Below are 19,314 nucleotides of genomic sequence, written 5' to 3' on the forward strand. Positions count from 1 at the left end.
TCGTCGGGCCTGCACGGCTGAATCTTGGTCGTGCAGTCCCAATGTGAAGTGATTGCTTCCCGCAAGATGTGGCGCGATGTCCTATTCGGGCGGCAGAACGAAACTGTAGTCGTAGGTGCCGTCGGACTCGTCGAAGAAATGCTGAACACGGGCGATCAACGCCCACCCGCGCGCCGAGGTCGCTGACTGCGGCCGTGTTTCCCAATGGTAAAACCCGACGTAACCACAGCCAACCATATGCACATCTTCACCACCGAAATTCGATTGACGGGCTTAGATTTTTGGAATCCGTGTGTTCGTCCTTGCCCACTACCGCTGCTCCCACACGAAGTACGCTCTGGCCTACTCAAGAACGCTGGCACGCGCCGCGACGAGCCCGCCGACTAACGCCATAGCTGGTCATCTGCGTCTCGCCCGCAAGTGGGATGGCTGATCTCACCCGGTTCCGCGCCTCTATCGCATCGCTGAACGCATGTGCAATAATCTGCGTATGAATGCAGATAAGAAGATGTGCACGCTTGATTCTGATGGAGAGTACGTCGAGCTGGCCGTCGAGGTCTTTGCGATGCTCGCCGACGCCACGCGAATTCGCATCATTCTGGCTCTGCGAGACACTGAGCTCTCGGTAAACCAGCTCGCCAAGACGGTCGATAAGTCTCAAGCTGCCGTCTCCCAGCACCTCGCGAAACTGCGGCTCGGGCACCTCGTGGCGACCCGCCGCGAGGGCACACGGGTGTTCTACCGTCTGGCCAATGAGCATGCCCGCCAGCTCGTCGCGGACGCTATTTTTCAGGCTGAGCATGCTGCCGACGGCACACCGGCGCACCACCGGCATCCGCTTGAGCGGGCAGCTGACACTCACGATGTGGGTGCTCATGCTTGAGGTTCTGCGCAACCGAACGTATCGGCGATTGTTCAGCGCGCAGATCGTGGCGTTGATCGGTACAGGAATGCTCACCGTGGCTTTGGGTCTGCTCGCGTTCAACCTCGCCGGCGGCGACGCCGGCATCGTGCTCGGCGTCGCACTGACGATCAAAATGCTCGCCTATGTCGGCGTCGCCCCAGTGATCTCTGCGCTGACGACGCACGTGCCGCGAAAGACCCTGCTGGTGTCCGCGGATGTGCTGCGCGCGATCGTCGCACTCTCGCTGCCGTTTGTCACAGAAGCCTGGCAGATCTACGTGCTCATCTTCGCACTACAAGCCGCCTCGGCCGCGTTCACCCCCGCATTCCAAGCTCTGCTACCGGCCGTGCTTCCAAACGAGAGTGACTACACCAGGGCTCTGTCGTTATCCCGGTTGGCTTACGACCTCGAGTCACTCCTGAGCCCCATCCTCGCTGCAGCCCTCTTGACCGTGATCAGCTACCACTCCCTCTTCGTAGGCACGGTCGTCGGATTCGTTGGCTCCGCCCTACTCGTATTCACGGCTACCCTGCCGGCGCACCACGCCTCCCCTCCGACACCATTCTGGGAGCGACTCACCCGCGGCGCACGGGTCTTCTTTCGCACACCGGAATTGCGCGCCTTGCTGGCCATGAACATGGTCGTCGCTACCTCAACCGGCATGGTCATTGTCAACACTGTCGTGCTCGTGCAAAGCCATTTCGGCCGCGCGCAGTCCGACTTTGCACTCGCCCTGGCCTGCTACGGATTCGGGTCTATGCTCGTCGCGCTCGCGCTGCCGCGGGTATTCGAACGTTTTGCCGACCGAAACGTCATGCTTCTCGGCTGTGCGGTGCTGCCGGTCGGACTTCTCGCCCTCGCCGGTGTTGTCTGCGCGCCGGCGACAACCCTGACTTGGTCTGGTCTCTTGGTGATCTGGTTCGTGATGGGCGCCGCGACCGCGCTCATCCTGACGCCATCGGCACGACTATTGCGCCGCTCGTCGGACGAGACTAATCGGCCGGCCGTCTTTACTGCACAATTCTCGCTCTCTCATGCCTGCTTCATCGTGACCTACCCTCTGGCCGGAATACTCGGCGCCCTGCTCGGGCTGGTGCCTACTGCCGCTGTACTGGCCGGTATAGGGATAATCTCTGGGATCATTGCGGTTCGAGCCTGGACGACTCAGACGACACCTCTCGCAGAGGTGAATCAACGAGCGCTGTCGGAGAGAAAGCTGTCTTGACCGCCCGAACTGGTCACAGAACATGTCGTGACGCACCGTGGTTTTTGCTCCCGTCAAACTGGCATTCAGGATTCCCCGCCCGCCGTGGGGTATTCTGCGAGGGAAGACAGTGGCAGTTCATTCGTGGGCTGAAGGTAGACAAGTAGGTGAGATGACGAGGGAGCGCGCGGTACGATGGCTGGTTGCGCCCGTCTCTGTGTCGCCTTTCGTTTCCCTGCTTGCTCTAACCGCGTTACTCTTTGCCGTTTTCGCAATTCATTCCGAGGCTACCGGGCATGCCATGCACACACCGGCCCTTACTGCATCAAGTGTCGCTGAGCAGCAATCTTCGGGAATGGGTATGGCTGCTGTCATGGCTACTCCCGTCGTAGCGGCAATTTCGTCAGGGAGCCTGGACGGGATGCTTGATTGCGCTCTGCTGGCAATGACCTGCGTTCTGCTCCTCACTCTCGTCGTCCTGGTTTTCCTGACTCAGCTCCCGGCCACGTATCGACGCTTGCTCGATGCCGGCGGCATCATCCTGAACTCCTGGCGCACCAGCGCTCTGCCGGTTCAGCGACCCAGCCTCACCCTTCTCTCCATCTGTCGCGTTTAGACCGTGATGTAGTTCCGAGCCAGCACGTGGCCTCGGAATCCTGCCGTGCCCGCGGCCACTCGGTTTTTACTACTTAACGACGAACGGACAAACGATGCTCAAACCACGAACCTTCTTTTATGCCGCTGTGACCCTGGCGGCAGCTCTCACTCTCAGCTCATGCGCAGGCGGCAGCCCGGCCAGCGACTCAACAAGCCCCTCGGCCAGCCAAGCCACAGCGACGTTCAATTCTGGCGACGTGACCTTTGCGCAAATGATGATCCCCCATCACGAACAAGCAGTTCAAATGAGCGATGACCTCCTTGCGAAGGACAGTATTAATGAAAGCGTGATCGACCTCGCGACGGAGATCAAGGTCGCTCAGGAACCGGAGATCACGCAGCTCAAAGACTGGTTGACAGCGTGGGGCGAGGATGAAAACGGCATGCCGGGCATGTCCGGTATGGGCGGTGGTGCTGACGGGATGATGTCCGACGACGACATGATGGCGCTGCAGGATGCCTCGCGAGTAGAGGCCAGCACCTTATTCCTCGAACAGATGACAGTGCACCATGAAGGCGCTGTCGCGATGGCTCAGCTCGAACTTGATGATGGTGAGAATGCGGAGGCGCAGGCGATGGCCGCCGACATCGTCAAGACGCAGACGGCCGAAATTGCCGTCATGGCCGAGCTCCTCGCCTCGCTCTAGAGCGGCACGTCCGGGCGGGTTCTCCTCTGGATGACCCGCCCCTGGAACCCACCGTTCGTTTTCTGAATCACCGGCAAGGACATATTCATGTATCGTGGTCAAAATTTTCATCTGATGCGTAATCCCGGGATGATGCCCCGTGGATAACACCGGTCACGTCGCCACAGCGCCTCACATCTCCGGCGCTATTGCGCAACTGTCACGACGCGATGCGCGCGCATTGGAGGGCAGGCTGCGTACGCGCCGATCCGGCCCTTCGAAACTTGCGCCACCCGCCAAGACTGTGGCCCCCCGACCCATCCCGTTGCGCCAGCGCGCTGCGGCCGGAAGCGCCATGGCCATGATCGCACTCTTCGCAATCAGCACGTCTCTGCCCGCGCTTGTGGTCAACACGGAACCAGCGCAAGCCACAGCTACCAGCGCCGACCAGACGAATGACCTGCAAAGCGTCACGGCAAAAAGAACGGCATCCGTTCTCATCGAACGCGACGGATATACCATCACGGAAGCACCCGAACCGGCCTCCTACACCGAAGTCGCCAGCAACGGCGAATGGGCCAGCCTGAGTCCGGGCCAGCTCAGCGATCAAGGCTGGGCTCTACCAGTTCTGGGCCGGATATCGAGCCCCTTCGGTTCTCGCCCGAACAAACCCGTTGATGGTGTCGGCGACTTCCACAATGGAACCGACATAGCCGCACCCTGCGGCCAACCCGTCTTCTCGGCGACCGGAGGCAAAGTTGTCATCTCTGGCTATCAGGGCTCCTATGGCAACTGGATTCTCATCGACCACGGCAACGGCGTCGAGACGGGATATGCCCACAACAGTCAGCTCCTCGTCGACTCCGGTCAGCTGGTCGTGGCCGGAGAAATCATCGCGATAGTCGGAACGACCGGTGCATCCAGCGGCTGCCATGTGCATTTTGAAGCACGTATCGATGGTGAACGCATCGATGCGGAAGGATTCATGAAAAACCGGGGGGTCTCTCTTGACTAGGCGCAGAACTCGCGCACGGGTCGCTCTAGTAGTGGTGACGGTGTTGTCGCTCCTCGGAATCGCGGCGCCGGCCGGCGCGGCGGAGTACCCGAGCTGGTCTAATGTGAAAACCGCTCGGTCATCCGAAGCGGGTAAGCAAGCGCAGATCACGGAGTTGACTGAGCTGATCACAGGCCTCAACGCCGAAGTGGATGCCGCGCGTGCGGAAGCATCTCGTCGTGCGGCCACCTACGAGGCCGCGCAAAACGCATTCGACGATGCGACCTTGCGAGCGACAGATTTGCGGTACCGGGCCGACGCTGCTGCGGCTGCAGCTTCGGCAGCCGCAGCATTGAGCAGGCCTGCAGGCGGCAGCAGCAGGCCCAACGCACAGGGTTTATCAGGCTGGATTAGTTCAGCGTATTGGGCTCGGCCCTACAAACCAGTGGCCGGGGTCGGTGCGTTCCACTATGGAACCGACATCGCCGTGGGCTGCGGGCAGAACGTGTCCGCAGCATCCGCTGGAACAGTCAGCTACGCCGGCTGGCTTGGCTCCTACGGCAACTGGGTCCTCATCGACCACGGGGATGATACCCCAACCGGTTACGCACACAACGGCTCACTGCTCGTCAGCGCCGGGCAACAGGTTTCCACGGGCGCCACCATCGCTCTTGTGGGGACAACGGGTGCGTCCGACGGCTGTTGTCACCTGCACTTTGAAACGCGAGTCGATGGTGCCCGCATCAATCCACAACCCTTCATGAGCGCGCGAGGAGTCACTCTTGGTTAGATTCAACCGGTCACGGCGCCGAATCATTGCACTGTCATTCCCGCTCGTTGGCCTGATAATTCTCACGGGTTGTTCCGCCAACGATTCGGGTTCGGCGACAGTATCGCCCAGCATTGACTCGGCGGCGAACCCTTTCGAGCACGTGCATGGCCTCGGCGCCGATCCCCTCACTGGAGAGACCTACGCGGCAACCCACCAGGGCGTGTGGCGCATTCCCACCGGCATGCTGCCCGACACCTATCTGACCGGAGCGCCGCGAGCGAACACGACCCAGCCGCTACAGATCGCCGGCCGGGCGCAGGACACAATGGGTTTTACTGTGGCTGCGCCCGGTCAGTTATTAGCGTCTGGTCATCCCGATCCGGCCGAACCCAGCGACCTGGCACTGCCCAACCTGGGACTTATCTCCAGCACGGACGGTGCGTCCACCTGGACGGCACTGTCGCTGGCAGGCAAGACCGATTTTCACGATCTGGATGCTGTCCCCCTCGACGACGGCACCCTCCGCGTCTACGGGTACGACGCGGGTGCCGGCGCCATTTCCGTCAGTGACGATTCCGGCCTCACCTGGACAGCAGGAGCGGTTCTCACCCTGCGCGACCTGAGCGCGGATCCGGTACAAGCCGATCGGCTCTACGCAACGACCGCCGCAGGCGTCATGGTGAGCACCGACGCGGGCCGCACGTTCACTGCATTGACCGGTGCACCGGCGCTGCTCCTGCTGGACGCCGTCGACACAAACGCAGGCGGAAGATTGGTCGGTCTGGATCCCAGCGGCGGAATCTGGCGTCAGGTCGCCGAGACGTGGACGCAAACCGGAACGACCGGACGCGCCCCGGAAGCGTTCACCGTCGTCGGCGGATCCTCGCCCTGGATCCTCGTCGCGGATGCCACCGGCATCGCCGCCAGCAACGACTTCGGGAGTTCCTGGACCGCTCTGGTATCGCTGTCCAAATAGCGACCGGATGACCGGAGGACATAGGCCATCCGACCGACGTTCGCTTCATCAGCACCGGCAGCGGCACCGTACCCAGCGCTGCCACGCTTCCTTCAACCTTTTTCCTACGCGCGCTAACGTACCGGCCTAGGCGCCGGGCAACAATCCGATCTGAATGTGTACGGCAGACTTCCAACGGGAAAAATACCCCTAAGGGTATAATAGAAGCTATTCAAAGTAGTGAAAGGTATCGCATCATGATGTGGGACAACGGAACTATGGGATGGTCCTGGGGATTCGGACTGCTAGCAATGGTCGGCATCGCAATTCTCGTGTACGTCATCATTCGCTTATCAACAAAAAACGGGGAGCGTGGTCCTTCGTCACCGTCCCCCTCAGCGCCGCCTGATCTAACCAGCGCGCGGAAGATGCTCGATGAGCGATTTGCCCGCGGGGAGCTGACGGCAGAGCAGTACCGCGAACAGATACGGGTGCTCGGCGAAGGACGATGATGGTTGATATTAGTCGCCGAAACGCTCTCATTCTTGGCGGCGTAGGAGTTGGCGGGGTAGCCATCGGCGGGACCGCCTTCGTCGTAAATCAAAAAAAGGGGAGGCGCGCAGCGTCGGAAGACGCGCCTGGTGTCGCCCTTGTCCAGCCCGATGAGCTGCGCAGTTCGGGCGGCGTCCTGACTGTGTCCTTGGAGTCGTCGTCTCAGAAGGTCAGCATTGCTGGCCGTGACGTGCGTGCGCTCAGTTACAACAGTGGCGTGCCCGGCCCCACTTTGCGCGTTCGAGCTGGAGATACACTCAACGTCAGCCTTCGCAATGGTCTGGCAGATCCGAGTAACCTGCACGTGCACGGCCTCCACGTCTCGCCGGAGAATAATGGCGACAACATGTTCGTCATGATTGAAGCTGGCGCTTCATTCGATTACCAGTACAAACTACCTACCAACCACCCGCCGGGTGTGTATTGGTATCACCCACACCACCACGGCTATGTCGCCGACCAAGTGTTCGGGGGCCTCTATGGCGCCATCATCGTGGAAGACCCTGAGGAGATTGCCGCCACCCGGGAGCGCGTGCTGGTCATTTCCGACATCACCCTCGATTCGACCTGTACCATTCCAACCGCCACGGCGATGCAGAAAATGTCGGGTCGCGAGGGTGAGCTCGTTCTAGTCAACGGGCAACTCTCCCCCGCATTGAGCGCTGGCGCAGGCGAGCGTGAACGCTGGCGGCTCGTCAACGCGTGCACCTCCCGCTATCTGCGGCTTCGACTCGACGGGCAACAACTCACCCTCCTCGGCATCGACTCCGGCCGGTTCGAATCTCCCCGCGATGTTGACGAAATCGTCTTGGCCCCTGGCAATCGTGCCGACCTTTTGGTGACCGGTCGCGTCGGCACGTCCACGCTTCGAGCTCTCCCCTACGACCGCGGCGCATCCAACGGCATGATGGGCGGCGGAATGATGAGTGGCAGCACGGCTACCTCTGTCGATATTGCGTTGGCTACGTTCGCAGTGGTCGCGGCCCGCAGCGTCAAATTGGCCGCGGTACCCGACCAGCCTGCATCGAACGACCTCCGCTCGGCGACCATCACCGCTCGCCGCGAGTTGGTTTTCGCTATGGGAATGGGTGGCGGCATGAGCAGCGGCATGATGTCCGCCACGATAAACGACCAGGCATTTGATGCCACCCGCATCGACACCACCGTACAATTCGAGAGCGTCGAAGAGTGGACGCTCACTAACACCAGCACCCTCGACCACCCACTGCACCTGCACGTCTGGCCAATGCAAATCATTGAACAGGATGGCCGACCAGTCGAATCAGCGATCTGGCAGGACGTCGTCAATATACCGTCGCTCAGCAGCGTGCGCGTTCGGATCGCGTTCGACGATTTTAGGGGACGAACCGTCTACCACTGCCATATTCTCGACCATGAAGATGCCGGAATGATGGGCATTCTTCAAGCGCTGTGAACACATCATCAGGGTCTCGGGCTCGCCGCACGGCTGCACTAACACCAATAGGCGTCCACGGAACCAACTATGCATCCACAGGGCAGAGCACGACGTCGTCACCCTGTGACTGGGTTCTCCGGAGCAAAATTCTCGGTGAAGGGATACGACTGCAGATCGGTGCACCGGCACGTTGTTATTGCTCTAATGGATGCGTCGCCGCACGTCCATCCCTCCTCCGGCAGTTCCGGAAGTATCGGGTCCTGTACAACCAGATCCTCGGCATCTATTTCGAAAGCTTGCACGCCGTTTGGCGCTGTGCAGGCGACGCCAACGGCATCGCCTGATTCGGTCAGGGGGGCGACGTCGCCGATGGGACCACGATGAGACGCCCCATACCTCACGACGGTCGGCGTGGCCGAATAGCCCACCGATGGTCACGCCCGAGAATTCTGGCGGCGAGAAACAACGGCTCTGATCACGACGGGCAGCACGGAGAGCACGACGATGCAGATCAGTACGAGGTCGATGTAATGTGCGGCGAAGTCGGCGACGCCCGGAATATGAGCCAACCCAAACCCCAGGAGCACTACCTCGGTCGCCCACAGCACCGCGCCGGCGATGTTGAACATCGTGAATAGGCGCCGCGGCATTTTGCCCACGCCGGCCGCGACGGGAGCAAAGGTGCGCACAACGGGCACGAAGCGGGCGATCGTGACGGCCGCCGGTCCGAAACGATCATAAAACCCCTGCGTTCGCATTACGCTTCTGCGGCTGAACAGGCCGGAGTCGCGGTGGTCGAAAATGCGCCGGCCCGTCGTGCGCCCGATGATATAGCCGAGCTGGTCGCCCAGCGCGGCCGAGACTGCAATCGTCGGGATGACAATCCAGAGCGGCTGGCTGATCACCCCGCTGAGCGTGAGAACGCCGGTGAAGAACAGCAGGGTATCACCGGGGAGGAAGAATTCGACGAGCAGGCCCGTCTCCACGAACACGATCACGCACACGACGACGAGGCCCCAGCCGCCGGCGCTGGCGATCACCGACTGCGGATCCAGAAAACCGGAGGTGGGCAGTGCGGTGACGGTCATAGTATTCATGCTGCAAGGGCTTTCTCTGAGTTTTCTGAAGACGGGCCGGGCATCCTCTACGGCACGCGGGTGGGGTTATATGGTGGCCGTCAGTTGGGCGGTCGTGGTGTGTGCGCGGCGGATGAGTACGATCACCAGGATGAGGATCACGGCCAGGAACAGCACGCTGGTTCCAGTGGTCCCAAGTCCCAGACCGCCGTCGCCGACGGACTGGGAGAGCAGATCACCGGTGGATGCGCCCAGCGGACGGGTCAGGATGTAGGCGATCCAGAAGGCGAGTACAGCGTTGAGGTGGAAGACGAAGTACGCCACGGTGACCAGCGCGATGGCGGCAGCGAAGACGAGCAGTGCTACGAGGAAGCCCAGGTTCAGTCCCTCAGCTACGAGGTCGCCCGCCGCGGTGCCAAGGGCGAATGTGAACAACACTGCTAGCCAGTAGAACGTCTCCCGTCGGGCCGTGAAGATCGAGTGGATGAAGAGAGTCTTCTCCGAGCTGGCCCAGACGGTGAAGGTTGCGGCCAGTGCGATGGCGAAGACAACCGTCGTGACCCACAGAGGCACGCCGAGGCTGTCGGTGAGGTTATCGGTGAGGTTATCGGTGATCAGAGTACCTACGACGCTGATGAACACCACCGCCAGCCAATAGACGGCCGGAGTGTATTTGTGCAGTCTGAACTGCACGATCAGGGCGACAATGAGCAGGACCGCCATGATCACCGAAGTGATCGAGAGACCCAGGCCGAGGTCGACGTTGAGGAAGTCGGCGGCGGTCTCCCCCACAGTGGTCGCGAGTACCTTGATCACCCAAAAGATGAGAGTCACCTCGGGCACCTTGGTCAGGATATGCCGTACGGGCGAAACGGTCGAGAAGAGCGTTGAGGTCGTGGACAAGTGTTCCTCCTGGAATGGGGCGGTAGCACTAGCGAACACGGCGGCGTCTAAGACTTCTCACAGAAACCAACAATGGCCGCCAGGGATCTAGGAATTCGCATTCTTTTGTTCGACGAACGACTTTCGTTGGTCACGGCATAGATCAGGCGGGCTTTGCCCGCGGAACGGTCAGGCAGAGTGCTGTGCCCGCGGCAGTGCTATCGACGACGTGCACGGATCCGCCGTAACGCACAACAATTTCGCGCACCAGGGACAAGCCAATTCCAAACCCGGTGCGGGACTCATCGCCGTCGGCATCCGGCGGGGCGGAGTGGGCGAACCGATCGAAAATTCGGGCAGGGTCGATGCCGTGGATGCCTGGACCTCGATCGCGCACGGTGACCGCCACAGTCTTCTTGGTCACGGCCACGCTCACAGTGATGGCCGAGTCGTACGGCGCGAAACGCACAGCGTTATCCAGCAGGGCGACTACGCATCGGGTGATGCTGATTGCTGGCACCCGCACCGACGCGAGCTGCGGAGCATCCAGTTCGATGTTGACGTGTTTGTCGACGGCAATGAGTGCCATCGACTGCACGGCGGCGTCAACGGCAGCGATCAGATCGACCACGACCGTGTCATGCACGGCTGCGCCACCGACTTCGGCCGATTCGAGCAGGTCGTTGACGATGTGGATTAGGTCTTTCGCGTCGCTGCGGAGCTCCGCGACGACCGAGGCCGACGGGTCATCGGCGGAAAGTGTGCGTTGCAGGATTTGCAGGCGGGCATCGAGTACCGCGAGCGGGGTGCGCAGTTCATGGCTCGCGTCGGCGACAAAGGCTCGTTGGATGCGCAGCACGTCGCCGAGGGGTTGCACAGCGCGGCGGGTGACCAGCCAGCTCAACACCCCTGCGAGAACGATCAAGGCCACACCCAAAACTGCGGCAGCGCGCAGCAGCTTGACGGCGCTGACCTGCAGGTTGTCAGTGTCCGGCACTGGTTCAAACAATTCACCGGGCGAGATCTCGGACAGGATGTAGACGAACACGGCCACGACGACCACAGCCACGACCGCAGCACACGCGATTGCGATTCGCGTACCGACAAGACGGGAGGCCCGACGGATGGCGAGGGTGTCGCTGTCGATGACGGGAATTTTTCGGCGGGTCATGGTTGTCCCAGACGGTAGCCCTCACCGCGCACGGTGAGGACAATGTCGGTGTCGGTCTTGCGCCGAAGGTAGTGCACGTAGGTATCCACCGTTCCGGCGGTGTCCGCAGCGCTGAAAACGGTTCGCAGGATCTGCTGGCGGGAGAACGTGCGTTGCGGGGCATCCGTTAACATTTTGAGCAGTTCGTTCTCCTTGACCGTCAGCAGGATACGCCCGTCATACGGGGAATAGATCGTGCGACTGTCCGGGTAGTACTCCCACCCACCGACCAGCACCGTGCGACCCTCCCCGGTGAACACCCGACGAATGGCTCGCAGCCGCGCGAAGAGCTCCTCGAATTCGAACGGCTTGACCAGGTAATCGTTGGCGCCGATATCGAGCCCGGCCACTTTATCGCCGGTGGTTCCCAGGGCCGTCAGAAGCAGGATGGGGGTAGTGACCAATTTGCGGCGGAGGGCTTCAACTACTCCCAGCCCGTCTAGCCCAGGCAGGCGCCGGTCGATCACCATCACCTCGAATTCACCAACGAGGCCGACTGCCAGACCAACCGCACCGTCTGTAACCAGCGTGACATTGTAGGTTTCCGTGAGCACGTCCCCGGATCATCGGGCCGAGCTTGGCATCGTCCTCGATCAGCAGCAGTCGGGCACGAGCCGTACTCTCAGCGGGCATCCGCGGTTCCTCCGTAGGCGGGTCCAGCATACAGGCCGGATCGACGTTCGCTCCAGTGTGACAGTGAAAGCCACCAGGCCGCATTCACCAGCGCCACCGATAGCCAGAAGCACCGAGCTTGACCGTGCTGTCCTTGGCCGGACCTACGTTGGTGGCCATGGTCGAATCGCCGCTCGCTGGGGTGCTCAAGGTGTCGCCATTGGCGGGGACATCGGTGTCCAACGGAACGCCCTGGTCGTAGAAGCCGATCACGTCATCCTTTTGAACTGTCACTGCTGGCACGGAATAGGTTTCGACCTCACCGGTGTCCACGGTCGGTGTCGGCACCTCCAGCTCGGAGCTGGTGTCGATGACAGTGAGCTCACCCGCGGTGCCGGTCGGTCGCAGCACTAGTGCATGGAAGAGGTTGCCCGCCGAAGTGGTCGGGCTTGCTCCGGCGGTGCCCTGGTTCCAACTCTGGAAGTCGTTGAGCGTGCCGGCGGGTAGCTTGGAGTGGTCGAGTATGACCAATACCGGCCCCAACTCACCAGTCGGCTTCGCATAGTCAGTCGCGTGCGTGCGCTCGGTCAGCGGCCTACCGTACAGGATCGGCGTCGGGGTCCCGAGGCTGATTTTCACCATCGCATCCGCTAACGCCTGCGGGCTGTTCGCCCAATTCGGGTGGGGCCGAAGTAATGTGGCACCTTTGCCACGTCGATGGCGCTCCTGGGGACCGAAGCCTCCGCCGCATCGGGTCGGAAGAGGCCCATCGAGCCTGGATCGCGCCTGCATCCGTTGTGGCATCGGGCGGGGGTCGGAAAACCTCGCGGCCAATCGCGGGCATTCTGACGCCCGAACCCATTACCGCCATTACCGCCATTACCGCCATTACCGCCATTACCGCCGACGATGCGTTAGCTCACGAAGCCAGTTGGGACTTCGCCTACAACGGACAACGGTCTGAGGTGCGCGGAGGCACCTCAACACTCGACAAGCGGAATCGCAAGATGCCTGCTCTACGCCCCGTCACGCCCAATGTTCCCAAGGTACTGTGGACATCATTGCCGTCGCCCGTCCGGAGGATGACGAAACACAGGAGGAGAACCAGATGTCAGTCGGTTTGCTCGCCGTCGTCGATGACATACTCACCGCCGCACTCAAGGCGAGCGCCAAGACCGCCGGCGTCGTCATTGACGATGCGGCCGTCACCCCGCAGTATGTTCAGGGGCTGTCGCCGGCGCGCGAGCTGCACGTCGTCTGGCGCATTTCACTCGGCAGTCTGTTTAACAAGTTCGTCATCATCATTCCGCTCGCATTGCTCCTGTCAGCCTTCGCGCCGTGGGTGTTGCCGTGGCTGCTCATTCTCGGCGGCACCTACTTGTGCTTCGAAGGTGCGGAGAAAGTCACCGAATGGTTCGGCGCGCATCACGGCACCGAGGAGACCGAATCGCGAGATGAGGGCAAGCTCATCTTCGGCGCCATTCGCACCGACCTCATCCTCAGCACAGAGATCATGCTGATCGCGCTGGCAAGCCTCGACCCCGATTTTGGGCTCTGGATGACGCTCGGCGCGTTGGTGGTGATCGGTCTCGGCATGACGGTGCTCGTCTATGGCGCCGTCGCGCTGCTGGTCAAGATTGACGATGTAGGCCTGTCGCTAATGAAAAACCCCGCACGGCGGGTAAGACGCACCGGCGCACGCATTGTGGCCGCAATGCCGGCCGTGTTCCGCGTGATCGGCATCATCGGCACGGTCGCCATGCTGTGGGTCGGCGGCCACCTCGTGATCGCCAACCTGGCCGAAACTTTCTGGCACGGCCCCTACGACGTTTTGCACGCGGCGACGGATGCCGTCGAATCTGCCGGACCCGTCGTCGTCTGGGTATCCGACACCGCGATGTCGGCTGTGTTCGGCCTCATTCTTGGCCTAATCATCATCGGGATTGCTTTCGGAGTATCGGGTCTGCTTAAGCGGGACCGGCCAGACGCCATCGCGGAGGAACACTCAGCGCCAAATGTCTAGCTGGCGCGCAGGCGTGGTGACCGCACTACCCGGTTCGCGACGCAGGTACATCTACTCATAGTTGAGATCGTGGCTAATTCGGCCTACTGGTCCCGCTACCCGCCTCGGCGGCAAGGAATACCTCACACCCCACGAGGTTGCACCGAGTAATGATTACGTCACCCGAACCACGCAACCGCACCGCCCTCGTCGTCGGAGCTTCCGGCATCACCGGATCTGCCGTCGTTGACCAGTTGGCTGCCGAGGGCTGGCACGTGCTCGCCCTCGCCCGCCGCAGCGGCCGTGACCTACCCGGCGTCCGCTGGATCCAGGCAGACCTCCGCTCCGGCGCCGACCTGATGCGAGCACTGGCCGATGAGAACCCCGAGCAGGTCTTCTTCACCGCGTGGTCCCGTCAGGAGACCGAAGAACTCAACATCGAGGTGAATGCCGCCATGGTCCGCGACCTCCTCGCTGCACTGGCCCACGCCCCGGTTGGCCATGTCGCCCTAGTCACCGGACTGAAGCATTACCTCGGTCCGTTCGAAGCCTACGGGCAGGGCAATATGCCCGACACCCCCTTCCACGAAGACGAACCGCGCCTCGACGTTGCGAATTTCTACTACGCGCAGGAAGACGAGCTGTTCGCGGCATCCGCTCGCCAAGGATTCACTTGGTCAGTGCACCGTTCACACACCGTGATCGGCCACGCGGTCGGTAACCTCATGAACATGGGTCTCACCCTCGCTGCGCAGGCATCCCTGTGCAGACACCTCGGCATTCCCTTCGTTTTCCCCGGCAGCGAGACGCAGTGGAACAGCGTCACCGACATGACCGACGCGACCATCCTCGCCGAGCAGATGGTGTGGGCCGCGACAACGGATGCCGGCGCCAACGAAGCATTCAACGTGGTCAACGGCGATATCTTTCGTTGGCGAGCGATGTGGCCAAAGATCGCCGCATACTTCGGCGTCGAGCCGGAAGGTTACATCGATGAGCCGCGACCCCTTGAGGTGCAGATGGCCGGCATGGAGTCGGTCTGGGCCGAGCTCGCCGCCACGCACGGCCTCGTAGAGTCAGACCTGGGGCGCATCGCGTCCTGGTGGCACACCGACGCGGACCTCGGCCGCAAGATCGAAGTCTTCACCGACATCACCAAGAGCCGTCTCGCTGGCTTCACCCCACACCATCGCACGATTGACTCATTCACGTCTCTTTTCGACCGCTACCGTGCAGAAAAGCTCATACCTGACACAGCAGACTGACCACCTAGCGGGGAATATATCGCTCGATCGATGCGGCCTTCGCCGCGCGATCTGCGGCCCGCCACTAGTGGTGGTACCGGCCACCGAACGACCTACCAAATCACTGAGATTCGGGTCTGGGACGTTGATAACTGCGGGTTGGAGTCCAAAATGACTGCTATGACGAACGTGACACGCGCCGCGCTGGTAAGCGGAGCATTTGTTGAACTGGCTGACACTTTGGTCGGAGAATACGACGCCATCGATCTTTTGCGCACTCTGGTCGATCAATGTGTGGTGTTGCTCGACGCTACCGCGGCGGGTCTTCTTCTGGCTGACTCGAACGGTAACCTTCAGGTCATTGCCGCCACGAGCGAGGAGAGCCATCTTGTCGAGGTACTGCAACACCGGGCCGGAGCAGGTCCCTGCGTTGATGCCTATCGATCCGGTGAGGTCGTCACGCTGAGCAATATTGCGACGGACGGACACCGATACCCCGATTTTCAGGCGGCAGCGCTGTCGCAGGGTTTCCAATCCGTGCATGCCATTCCCATGCGGTTACGCCCCAATACCATCGGAGCGCTGAATCTGTTTCGAGAACGAAAGGGCACCTTGAGTACTGAGGACGCGGTAATTGGTCAGGCGCTGGCCGATGTCGCGACCGTTAGCCTCCTTCACGAACGCTCGGCTCGAAAAAACGCCACGGTGAATGCTCAACTGCAGCATGCACTCACAAGCCGGGTTTTTATCGAGCAGGCCAAAGGCGTCATCGCCGCACGCAATAACATCAATATGGATGACGCTTTCAAACGCCTCCGTGAGCACGCCCGTGCACACCAGGAGCCTATGCGCCAAAGCGCCGAAAACGTGATCAACAACGTCGTGATGATCTAGAGCGCCTGGCATGAGACCGGCAGAGTTGAAGAGGGCGAGGACGGCGAGCCCGTCGGCTAGTGCGCGATCGAGCACCGGCGGCGTGGAATTGGCGGTATGCCGCTACGCGGGGCCGTCTCGGGGCGTTGGACATGCAAAGAGGCGGGCCCCGCGTGCTGTGTGCACGTGGGACCCGCCCGGTGTCCTGCAAGGGAATTCTTGGTGGGAGCTAGCCTGGTGGTGAGTTCTTCTGGTTAGGCGCCCTTGCGGATGGTGACGGCGATACCGTCGGTGAAGAAGTTGCGGGCGTGATCGATGGTGGTCGCCGTCGACGCGACGATGCCGCAGTTGAAATTGTCGGTGTCGCGGCCGAATTTGTTGTCCTTGATGACGGTGCCGAGCAGGGGGCCGTAGGTCTTCTGCGCGATGTTCACTGTGCAGTGTCCGCCGTCGGCGTAGTTGTTGGTGAAACTGAAGTTGGAGACCTTTCCGCGGTCCTGAGTAACCTGCACGGCGGCGCTGTAGCTGCCGGTCAGGCGGTTGCCGTCGATTTTGATGTTGTTGCCGATCTGAACCTGAATGCCGTCATCGTGGCTGGGCGTTCCGCCGTGGTTCGGGTCCTTGGCGTAGTGGGCGTGGTCGTGGATCCAGGACTTCTGCACGGTCACGTTGCTGCCGGTGATGTGGATGCCGTCGATGACGTTGTGAATGTTCAGGCGGGTCGCGGTGAAGTTATAACCGTAGATCCCGTGGTTATTGTTCGACATGACGGTGGGAAAGATTTCGGTGTCGGTCAGGACCAGGTTACTGAAACCACCCAGGTTGTTAATGAGCACGCCGGGCTTATCGGCACGACCGCGAATGATGGAGTTCTTGATCGTGACGTTGGCCGCGTTGATCTTCACCAGACCGCGAATGTCGAGGCCGTTGAGCACGGTGCCGGGGGTAGTGACGTTTACGTCACCGTTGACAACTTTGAGTACGGTGCCGGCGGGAACGCCGGTGTTCGTCCCGTTCGGCGTGCCGCTGGTGGGCGCCGGAGTCGGCGCCGGAGCGAGAGCCGGAGCCGGCGCGGGTGCCGGTGACGGTGCGGGAGCCGGTGCGGGTGCCGGTGCGGGTGCCGGTGCGGGAACGACCTTCTTGGTGTAGCCGACGACGGTCATTTCGACCTTGACGTTGGCGTCACTGCTGGCAACGACGATGGTTCCGTCTGACTTGCTGGTGACCGGAACCGTGTAGCTGCGCTCGGGGCCATCTCCGACCGGAGCCGTGAAGTAGTAGCGCTGGGTGTACTCCGGACCGACCAGAACCTTAATGTCGGTACGGGCAGCAGCGGTGGTGTCGAACGTGACGTCAACGGAGGCTGCGTCGGCCGGGATGGTGCCGAGGTCGTAGGAGACCTTGCTTCCGGCGGGCACGGCAACCGTGACGGTGTTGGCGGCGGCGTTGGCCGGAATGACGGCGAGGCCGCTGAACGCGACGGCGAATGCGCCGGTCGCGGCGATGAGGGCCAGGCGGCGAGAAGGTCGAGCGGTGGAACGTGAAGCGAAAGCAGTGGAGATCATGGTTCACATTTCGTTTAGTGCACAGAATCGGGCGGTGCGAGTGAGGGCTGTAGGGGGCCGTGGTGACTAAGATGAGCATTGCCCACAATGGGGAATGTCACAAGCCAACACATAGCTTTCTCAGGTTCACCCCAGTTCAGGGGTAGACAATTAGCGAATTTTTGACAAAAAAAGCGGCCGGACCTGCGTTAACAGGTTCGGCCGCATCCGTTTCAGGATTTTGGGGAATTATCCTTTCGAAATTTTTACCGGGCTGCCATCGGTGAAATAGTTACGAGCGAAATCGATCTTCGTCGAGGTCTGCGCGATGACAGCACAGTTGTTCAGACTGGTGTCGCGACCGAACTTGTTGTCGGTGATCGTCGTACCCTGGAGGGGCCCGTAGTCCTTCTCGGCGATGTTCACCGTGCAGTGTCCGCCGTCAGCGTAGTTGTCCGTGTACGAGAAGTTGGAGACCCGTCCACGGTCCTGCGTGATCTGCACCGCGGCGCTGTAGGAATCGGTCAGGCGGTTACCGGTGACGCTGATGTTGTCGCCGACCTGGATCTGGATCGAGTCGTCATGACTCGGCGTACCGCCGTGATTCGGATCGTTACGGTAGTGCAGGTTGTCATGGATCCAGCTGTTCCTGATCACGACGTTGCTGCCAGTAACGTGGATTCCGTCGATGACATCGTTGATGTTCAACCGGGTCGCGGTGAAGTTGTAGCCGTAGATGCCCATGGCGTCGGGCGACGCGATGGAGGGGCTCAGCTCGGTATCGACAATCACGAGATTGCTGAAGCCGCCAAGATTATTGATCAGCGCCCCGATGCCGTTCAATTCGCGACCACGAATGATCGAGTTCTTGATGGTGACGTTCGGGGCCTCGATTTTAACCAGACCACGAATGTCCAGGCCGTCGAGCACTGTGCCGGTCTTGGTGACAGTGATGTCACCGTTGTGCACGGTCAGCGCGGTACCGGCCGGAACGCCGGTGTTGGACTTACCGGGCATGCCGCCACGGGACGGGGTAGGTTCAGGCGACGGCGCCGGAGTGGGCGTCGAGATCGACGTGGGCATCGGGATCGGCTCGGCAGTCGGGGCGGGCTCGGCAGTCGGCGTGGGTGACGGCTTTGGAGCCGGCGCCAGCACGGGACTGGGTGTGATCACGCGACCAGCCTCGCCGCGTTCAAAGCCGACGATGGCGAGGTTCAGCGTCACGGTAGAGGCGCGACTGCTCACGGTGATCGTGCCGTCGGTCTTGTCCGTCACGGGAACCGTGATGGTGGCCGTAGCGCTCGTCCCGGTCGGAGCGGTGAATGCGTAGGTTTGGGTGTTCTCAGGTCCGACAGAAATTTCGACCCGGCTGGGAACTCCGTCGTTCGATGTGGAGTACTCCACCTCGATGGAGCTCAGGCCGGTAGGTACAGTGCCCAATCGGGCGGTGACACTTTCTCCGGCCGGGACAACGATGGACGGGCGCATCGGGTCCGCGGCACTCAGGTCGGCACCGCTTTGGTCGGAGCTGCCTACTTCGGCGATAGCCGGAACAGCAGCGAGCCCCGAAAAGGCGACCGTCGAGGCGACGAATGCCGCCCAAATAACCAATCGTCGAGCCCGGAGCGGGCTGCTTTCGGCGAGGTGTTGAGGGGTACGAGTTGAGTTGTGGTTAATTTTAGGCGTGCGGGATGCTTTATATGCCATGGGCTCGTTATGTATATTCCGGGTCGCGCACAAGTTCGGTACGTGCAGGTGGTTGGCTGTAGGGAGCCGAGAGGATAAACCAT

General features: G+C 61.4%; 18 protein-coding genes. 11 read left to right on the forward strand and 7 right to left on the reverse strand.

Annotated features, from left to right (window positions below; all coding sequences use genetic code 11):
- Window positions 1-490 precede the first annotated feature (490 nt).
- From CXY73_RS03285 to CXY73_RS03325, 8 genes are all read left to right on the forward strand, one after another.
- Window positions 491-883, forward strand: coding sequence for a metalloregulator ArsR/SmtB family transcription factor (locus CXY73_RS03285; protein WP_199184206.1), 393 nt, complete (start codon window positions 491-493; stop codon window positions 881-883).
- Complete coding sequence (locus CXY73_RS03290; protein WP_369831205.1) at window positions 801-2,129, forward strand: MFS transporter; 1,329 nt, start codon at window positions 801-803, stop codon at window positions 2,127-2,129. The genes CXY73_RS03285 and CXY73_RS03290 overlap by 83 nt, the downstream gene beginning before the upstream one ends.
- Before the next feature lie 352 nt (window positions 2,130-2,481).
- Window positions 2,482-2,724, forward strand: coding sequence for a hypothetical protein (locus CXY73_RS03295; protein WP_146071605.1), 243 nt, complete (start codon window positions 2,482-2,484; stop codon window positions 2,722-2,724).
- Window positions 2,725-2,818: 94 nt separating this feature from the next.
- On the forward strand, window positions 2,819-3,412 hold the full coding sequence (locus CXY73_RS03300; RefSeq protein ID WP_104176832.1) for a DUF305 domain-containing protein: 594 nt from the start codon (window positions 2,819-2,821) through the stop codon (window positions 3,410-3,412).
- A gap of 340 nt (window positions 3,413-3,752) precedes the next feature.
- Window positions 3,753-4,406 (forward strand): M23 family metallopeptidase, encoded by a 654-nt coding sequence (locus CXY73_RS03305; protein WP_158254013.1) that lies wholly within the window; start codon window positions 3,753-3,755, stop codon window positions 4,404-4,406.
- Complete coding sequence (locus CXY73_RS03310) at window positions 4,399-5,175, forward strand: M23 family metallopeptidase (protein ID WP_104176834.1); 777 nt, start codon at window positions 4,399-4,401, stop codon at window positions 5,173-5,175. The genes CXY73_RS03305 and CXY73_RS03310 overlap by 8 nt, the downstream gene beginning before the upstream one ends.
- Window positions 5,168-6,133, forward strand: a complete 966-nt coding sequence (locus tag CXY73_RS03315; protein WP_104134438.1) for a F510_1955 family glycosylhydrolase — start codon at window positions 5,168-5,170, stop codon at window positions 6,131-6,133. Before CXY73_RS03310 ends, CXY73_RS03315 begins: the two co-directional genes overlap by 8 nt.
- A gap of 490 nt (window positions 6,134-6,623) precedes the next feature.
- A complete protein-coding gene (locus CXY73_RS03325; RefSeq protein WP_104176835.1) occupies window positions 6,624-8,099 on the forward strand; it encodes a multicopper oxidase family protein in 1,476 nt (491 codons plus the stop codon).
- 416 nt (window positions 8,100-8,515) lie between these two features.
- Here CXY73_RS03325 and CXY73_RS03330 read toward each other — a convergent pair whose 3' ends face one another.
- From CXY73_RS03330 to CXY73_RS03350, 5 genes are all read right to left on the reverse strand, one after another.
- A complete protein-coding gene (locus CXY73_RS03330) occupies window positions 8,516-9,178 on the reverse strand; it encodes a DedA family protein (protein WP_104176836.1) in 663 nt (220 codons plus the stop codon).
- A gap of 66 nt (window positions 9,179-9,244) precedes the next feature.
- Window positions 9,245-10,060: a hypothetical protein gene (locus tag CXY73_RS03335; protein WP_199185273.1), complete on the reverse strand. Its 816-nt coding sequence runs from the start codon at window positions 10,058-10,060 to the stop codon at window positions 9,245-9,247.
- Window positions 10,061-10,202: 142 nt separating this feature from the next.
- Window positions 10,203-11,210 (reverse strand): sensor histidine kinase KdpD, encoded by a 1,008-nt coding sequence (locus tag CXY73_RS03340; RefSeq protein ID WP_104176837.1) that lies wholly within the window; start codon window positions 11,208-11,210, stop codon window positions 10,203-10,205.
- The gene (locus tag CXY73_RS03345; RefSeq protein ID WP_233198113.1) at window positions 11,207-11,803 is read right to left on the reverse strand and encodes a response regulator transcription factor; all 597 of its coding nucleotides are present in this window, start codon (window positions 11,801-11,803) and stop codon (window positions 11,207-11,209) included. Before CXY73_RS03345 ends, CXY73_RS03340 begins: the two co-directional genes overlap by 4 nt.
- Before the next feature lie 163 nt (window positions 11,804-11,966).
- A complete protein-coding gene (locus tag CXY73_RS03350; protein WP_104134432.1) occupies window positions 11,967-12,503 on the reverse strand; it encodes a hypothetical protein in 537 nt (178 codons plus the stop codon).
- A gap of 466 nt (window positions 12,504-12,969) precedes the next feature.
- Here CXY73_RS03350 and CXY73_RS03355 point away from each other — a divergent pair, with 466 nt between their 5' ends.
- The 3 genes from CXY73_RS03355 to CXY73_RS03365 all read left to right on the forward strand — a co-directional run bounded on the left by CXY73_RS03355 (window position 12,970) and on the right by CXY73_RS03365 (window position 16,001).
- Window positions 12,970-13,884, forward strand: a complete 915-nt coding sequence (locus CXY73_RS03355; RefSeq protein ID WP_104134447.1) for a DUF808 domain-containing protein — start codon at window positions 12,970-12,972, stop codon at window positions 13,882-13,884.
- 149 nt (window positions 13,885-14,033) lie between these two features.
- Window positions 14,034-15,128, forward strand: coding sequence for an SDR family oxidoreductase (locus CXY73_RS03360; RefSeq protein ID WP_104134431.1), 1,095 nt, complete (start codon window positions 14,034-14,036; stop codon window positions 15,126-15,128).
- 159 nt (window positions 15,129-15,287) lie between these two features.
- Window positions 15,288-16,001 carry a GAF and ANTAR domain-containing protein gene (locus CXY73_RS03365; RefSeq protein ID WP_104134430.1) on the forward strand — a complete coding sequence of 238 codons (714 nt, stop codon included), beginning with the start codon at window positions 15,288-15,290 and terminating at the stop codon, window positions 15,999-16,001.
- A 233-nt stretch (window positions 16,002-16,234) separates the two neighbouring features.
- On the opposite strand, the gene CXY73_RS22225 is transcribed toward CXY73_RS03365, so the two are convergent.
- Both CXY73_RS22225 and CXY73_RS03375 read right to left on the reverse strand, forming a co-directional pair.
- Window positions 16,235-17,545: a UrcA family protein gene (locus tag CXY73_RS22225; protein WP_199185274.1), complete on the reverse strand. Its 1,311-nt coding sequence runs from the start codon at window positions 17,543-17,545 to the stop codon at window positions 16,235-16,237.
- A 228-nt stretch (window positions 17,546-17,773) separates the two neighbouring features.
- On the reverse strand, window positions 17,774-19,135 hold the full coding sequence (locus CXY73_RS03375; RefSeq protein ID WP_104176838.1) for a hypothetical protein: 1,362 nt from the start codon (window positions 19,133-19,135) through the stop codon (window positions 17,774-17,776).
- Between the last annotated feature and the right edge of the window lie 179 nt (window positions 19,136-19,314).

It is taken from the genome of Cryobacterium sp. Y50, from assembly GCF_002929805.1.
Lineage (GTDB): Bacteria > Actinomycetota > Actinomycetes > Actinomycetales > Microbacteriaceae > Cryobacterium.

Excerpts from the sequence above, each read along its gene's own strand:
- CXY73_RS03285 (WP_199184206.1), top strand. The coding sequence starts at position 491 with ATGAATGCAGATAAGAAGATGTGCACGCTTGATTCTGATGGAGAGTAC.
- CXY73_RS03290 (WP_369831205.1), top strand. The coding sequence starts at position 801 with ATGCTGCCGACGGCACACCGGCGCACCACCGGCATCCGCTTGAGCGGG.
- CXY73_RS03295 (WP_146071605.1), top strand. The coding sequence starts at position 2,482 with ATGGCTACTCCCGTCGTAGCGGCAATTTCGTCAGGGAGCCTGGACGGG.
- CXY73_RS03300 (WP_104176832.1), top strand. The coding sequence starts at position 2,819 with ATGCTCAAACCACGAACCTTCTTTTATGCCGCTGTGACCCTGGCGGCA.
- CXY73_RS03305 (WP_158254013.1), top strand. The coding sequence starts at position 3,753 with ATGATCGCACTCTTCGCAATCAGCACGTCTCTGCCCGCGCTTGTGGTC.
- CXY73_RS03325 (WP_104176835.1), top strand. The coding sequence starts at position 6,624 with ATGGTTGATATTAGTCGCCGAAACGCTCTCATTCTTGGCGGCGTAGGA.
- CXY73_RS03330 (WP_104176836.1), bottom strand. The coding sequence starts at position 9,178 with ATGAATACTATGACCGTCACCGCACTGCCCACCTCCGGTTTTCTGGAT.
- CXY73_RS03340 (WP_104176837.1), bottom strand. The coding sequence starts at position 11,210 with ATGACCCGCCGAAAAATTCCCGTCATCGACAGCGACACCCTCGCCATC.
- CXY73_RS03350 (WP_104134432.1), bottom strand. The coding sequence starts at position 12,503 with ATGGTGAAAATCAGCCTCGGGACCCCGACGCCGATCCTGTACGGTAGG.
- CXY73_RS03355 (WP_104134447.1), top strand. The coding sequence starts at position 12,970 with ATGTCAGTCGGTTTGCTCGCCGTCGTCGATGACATACTCACCGCCGCA.
- CXY73_RS03360 (WP_104134431.1), top strand. The coding sequence starts at position 14,034 with ATGATTACGTCACCCGAACCACGCAACCGCACCGCCCTCGTCGTCGGA.
- CXY73_RS03365 (WP_104134430.1), top strand. The coding sequence starts at position 15,288 with ATGACGAACGTGACACGCGCCGCGCTGGTAAGCGGAGCATTTGTTGAA.
- CXY73_RS22225 (WP_199185274.1), bottom strand. The coding sequence starts at position 17,545 with ATGATCTCCACTGCTTTCGCTTCACGTTCCACCGCTCGACCTTCTCGC.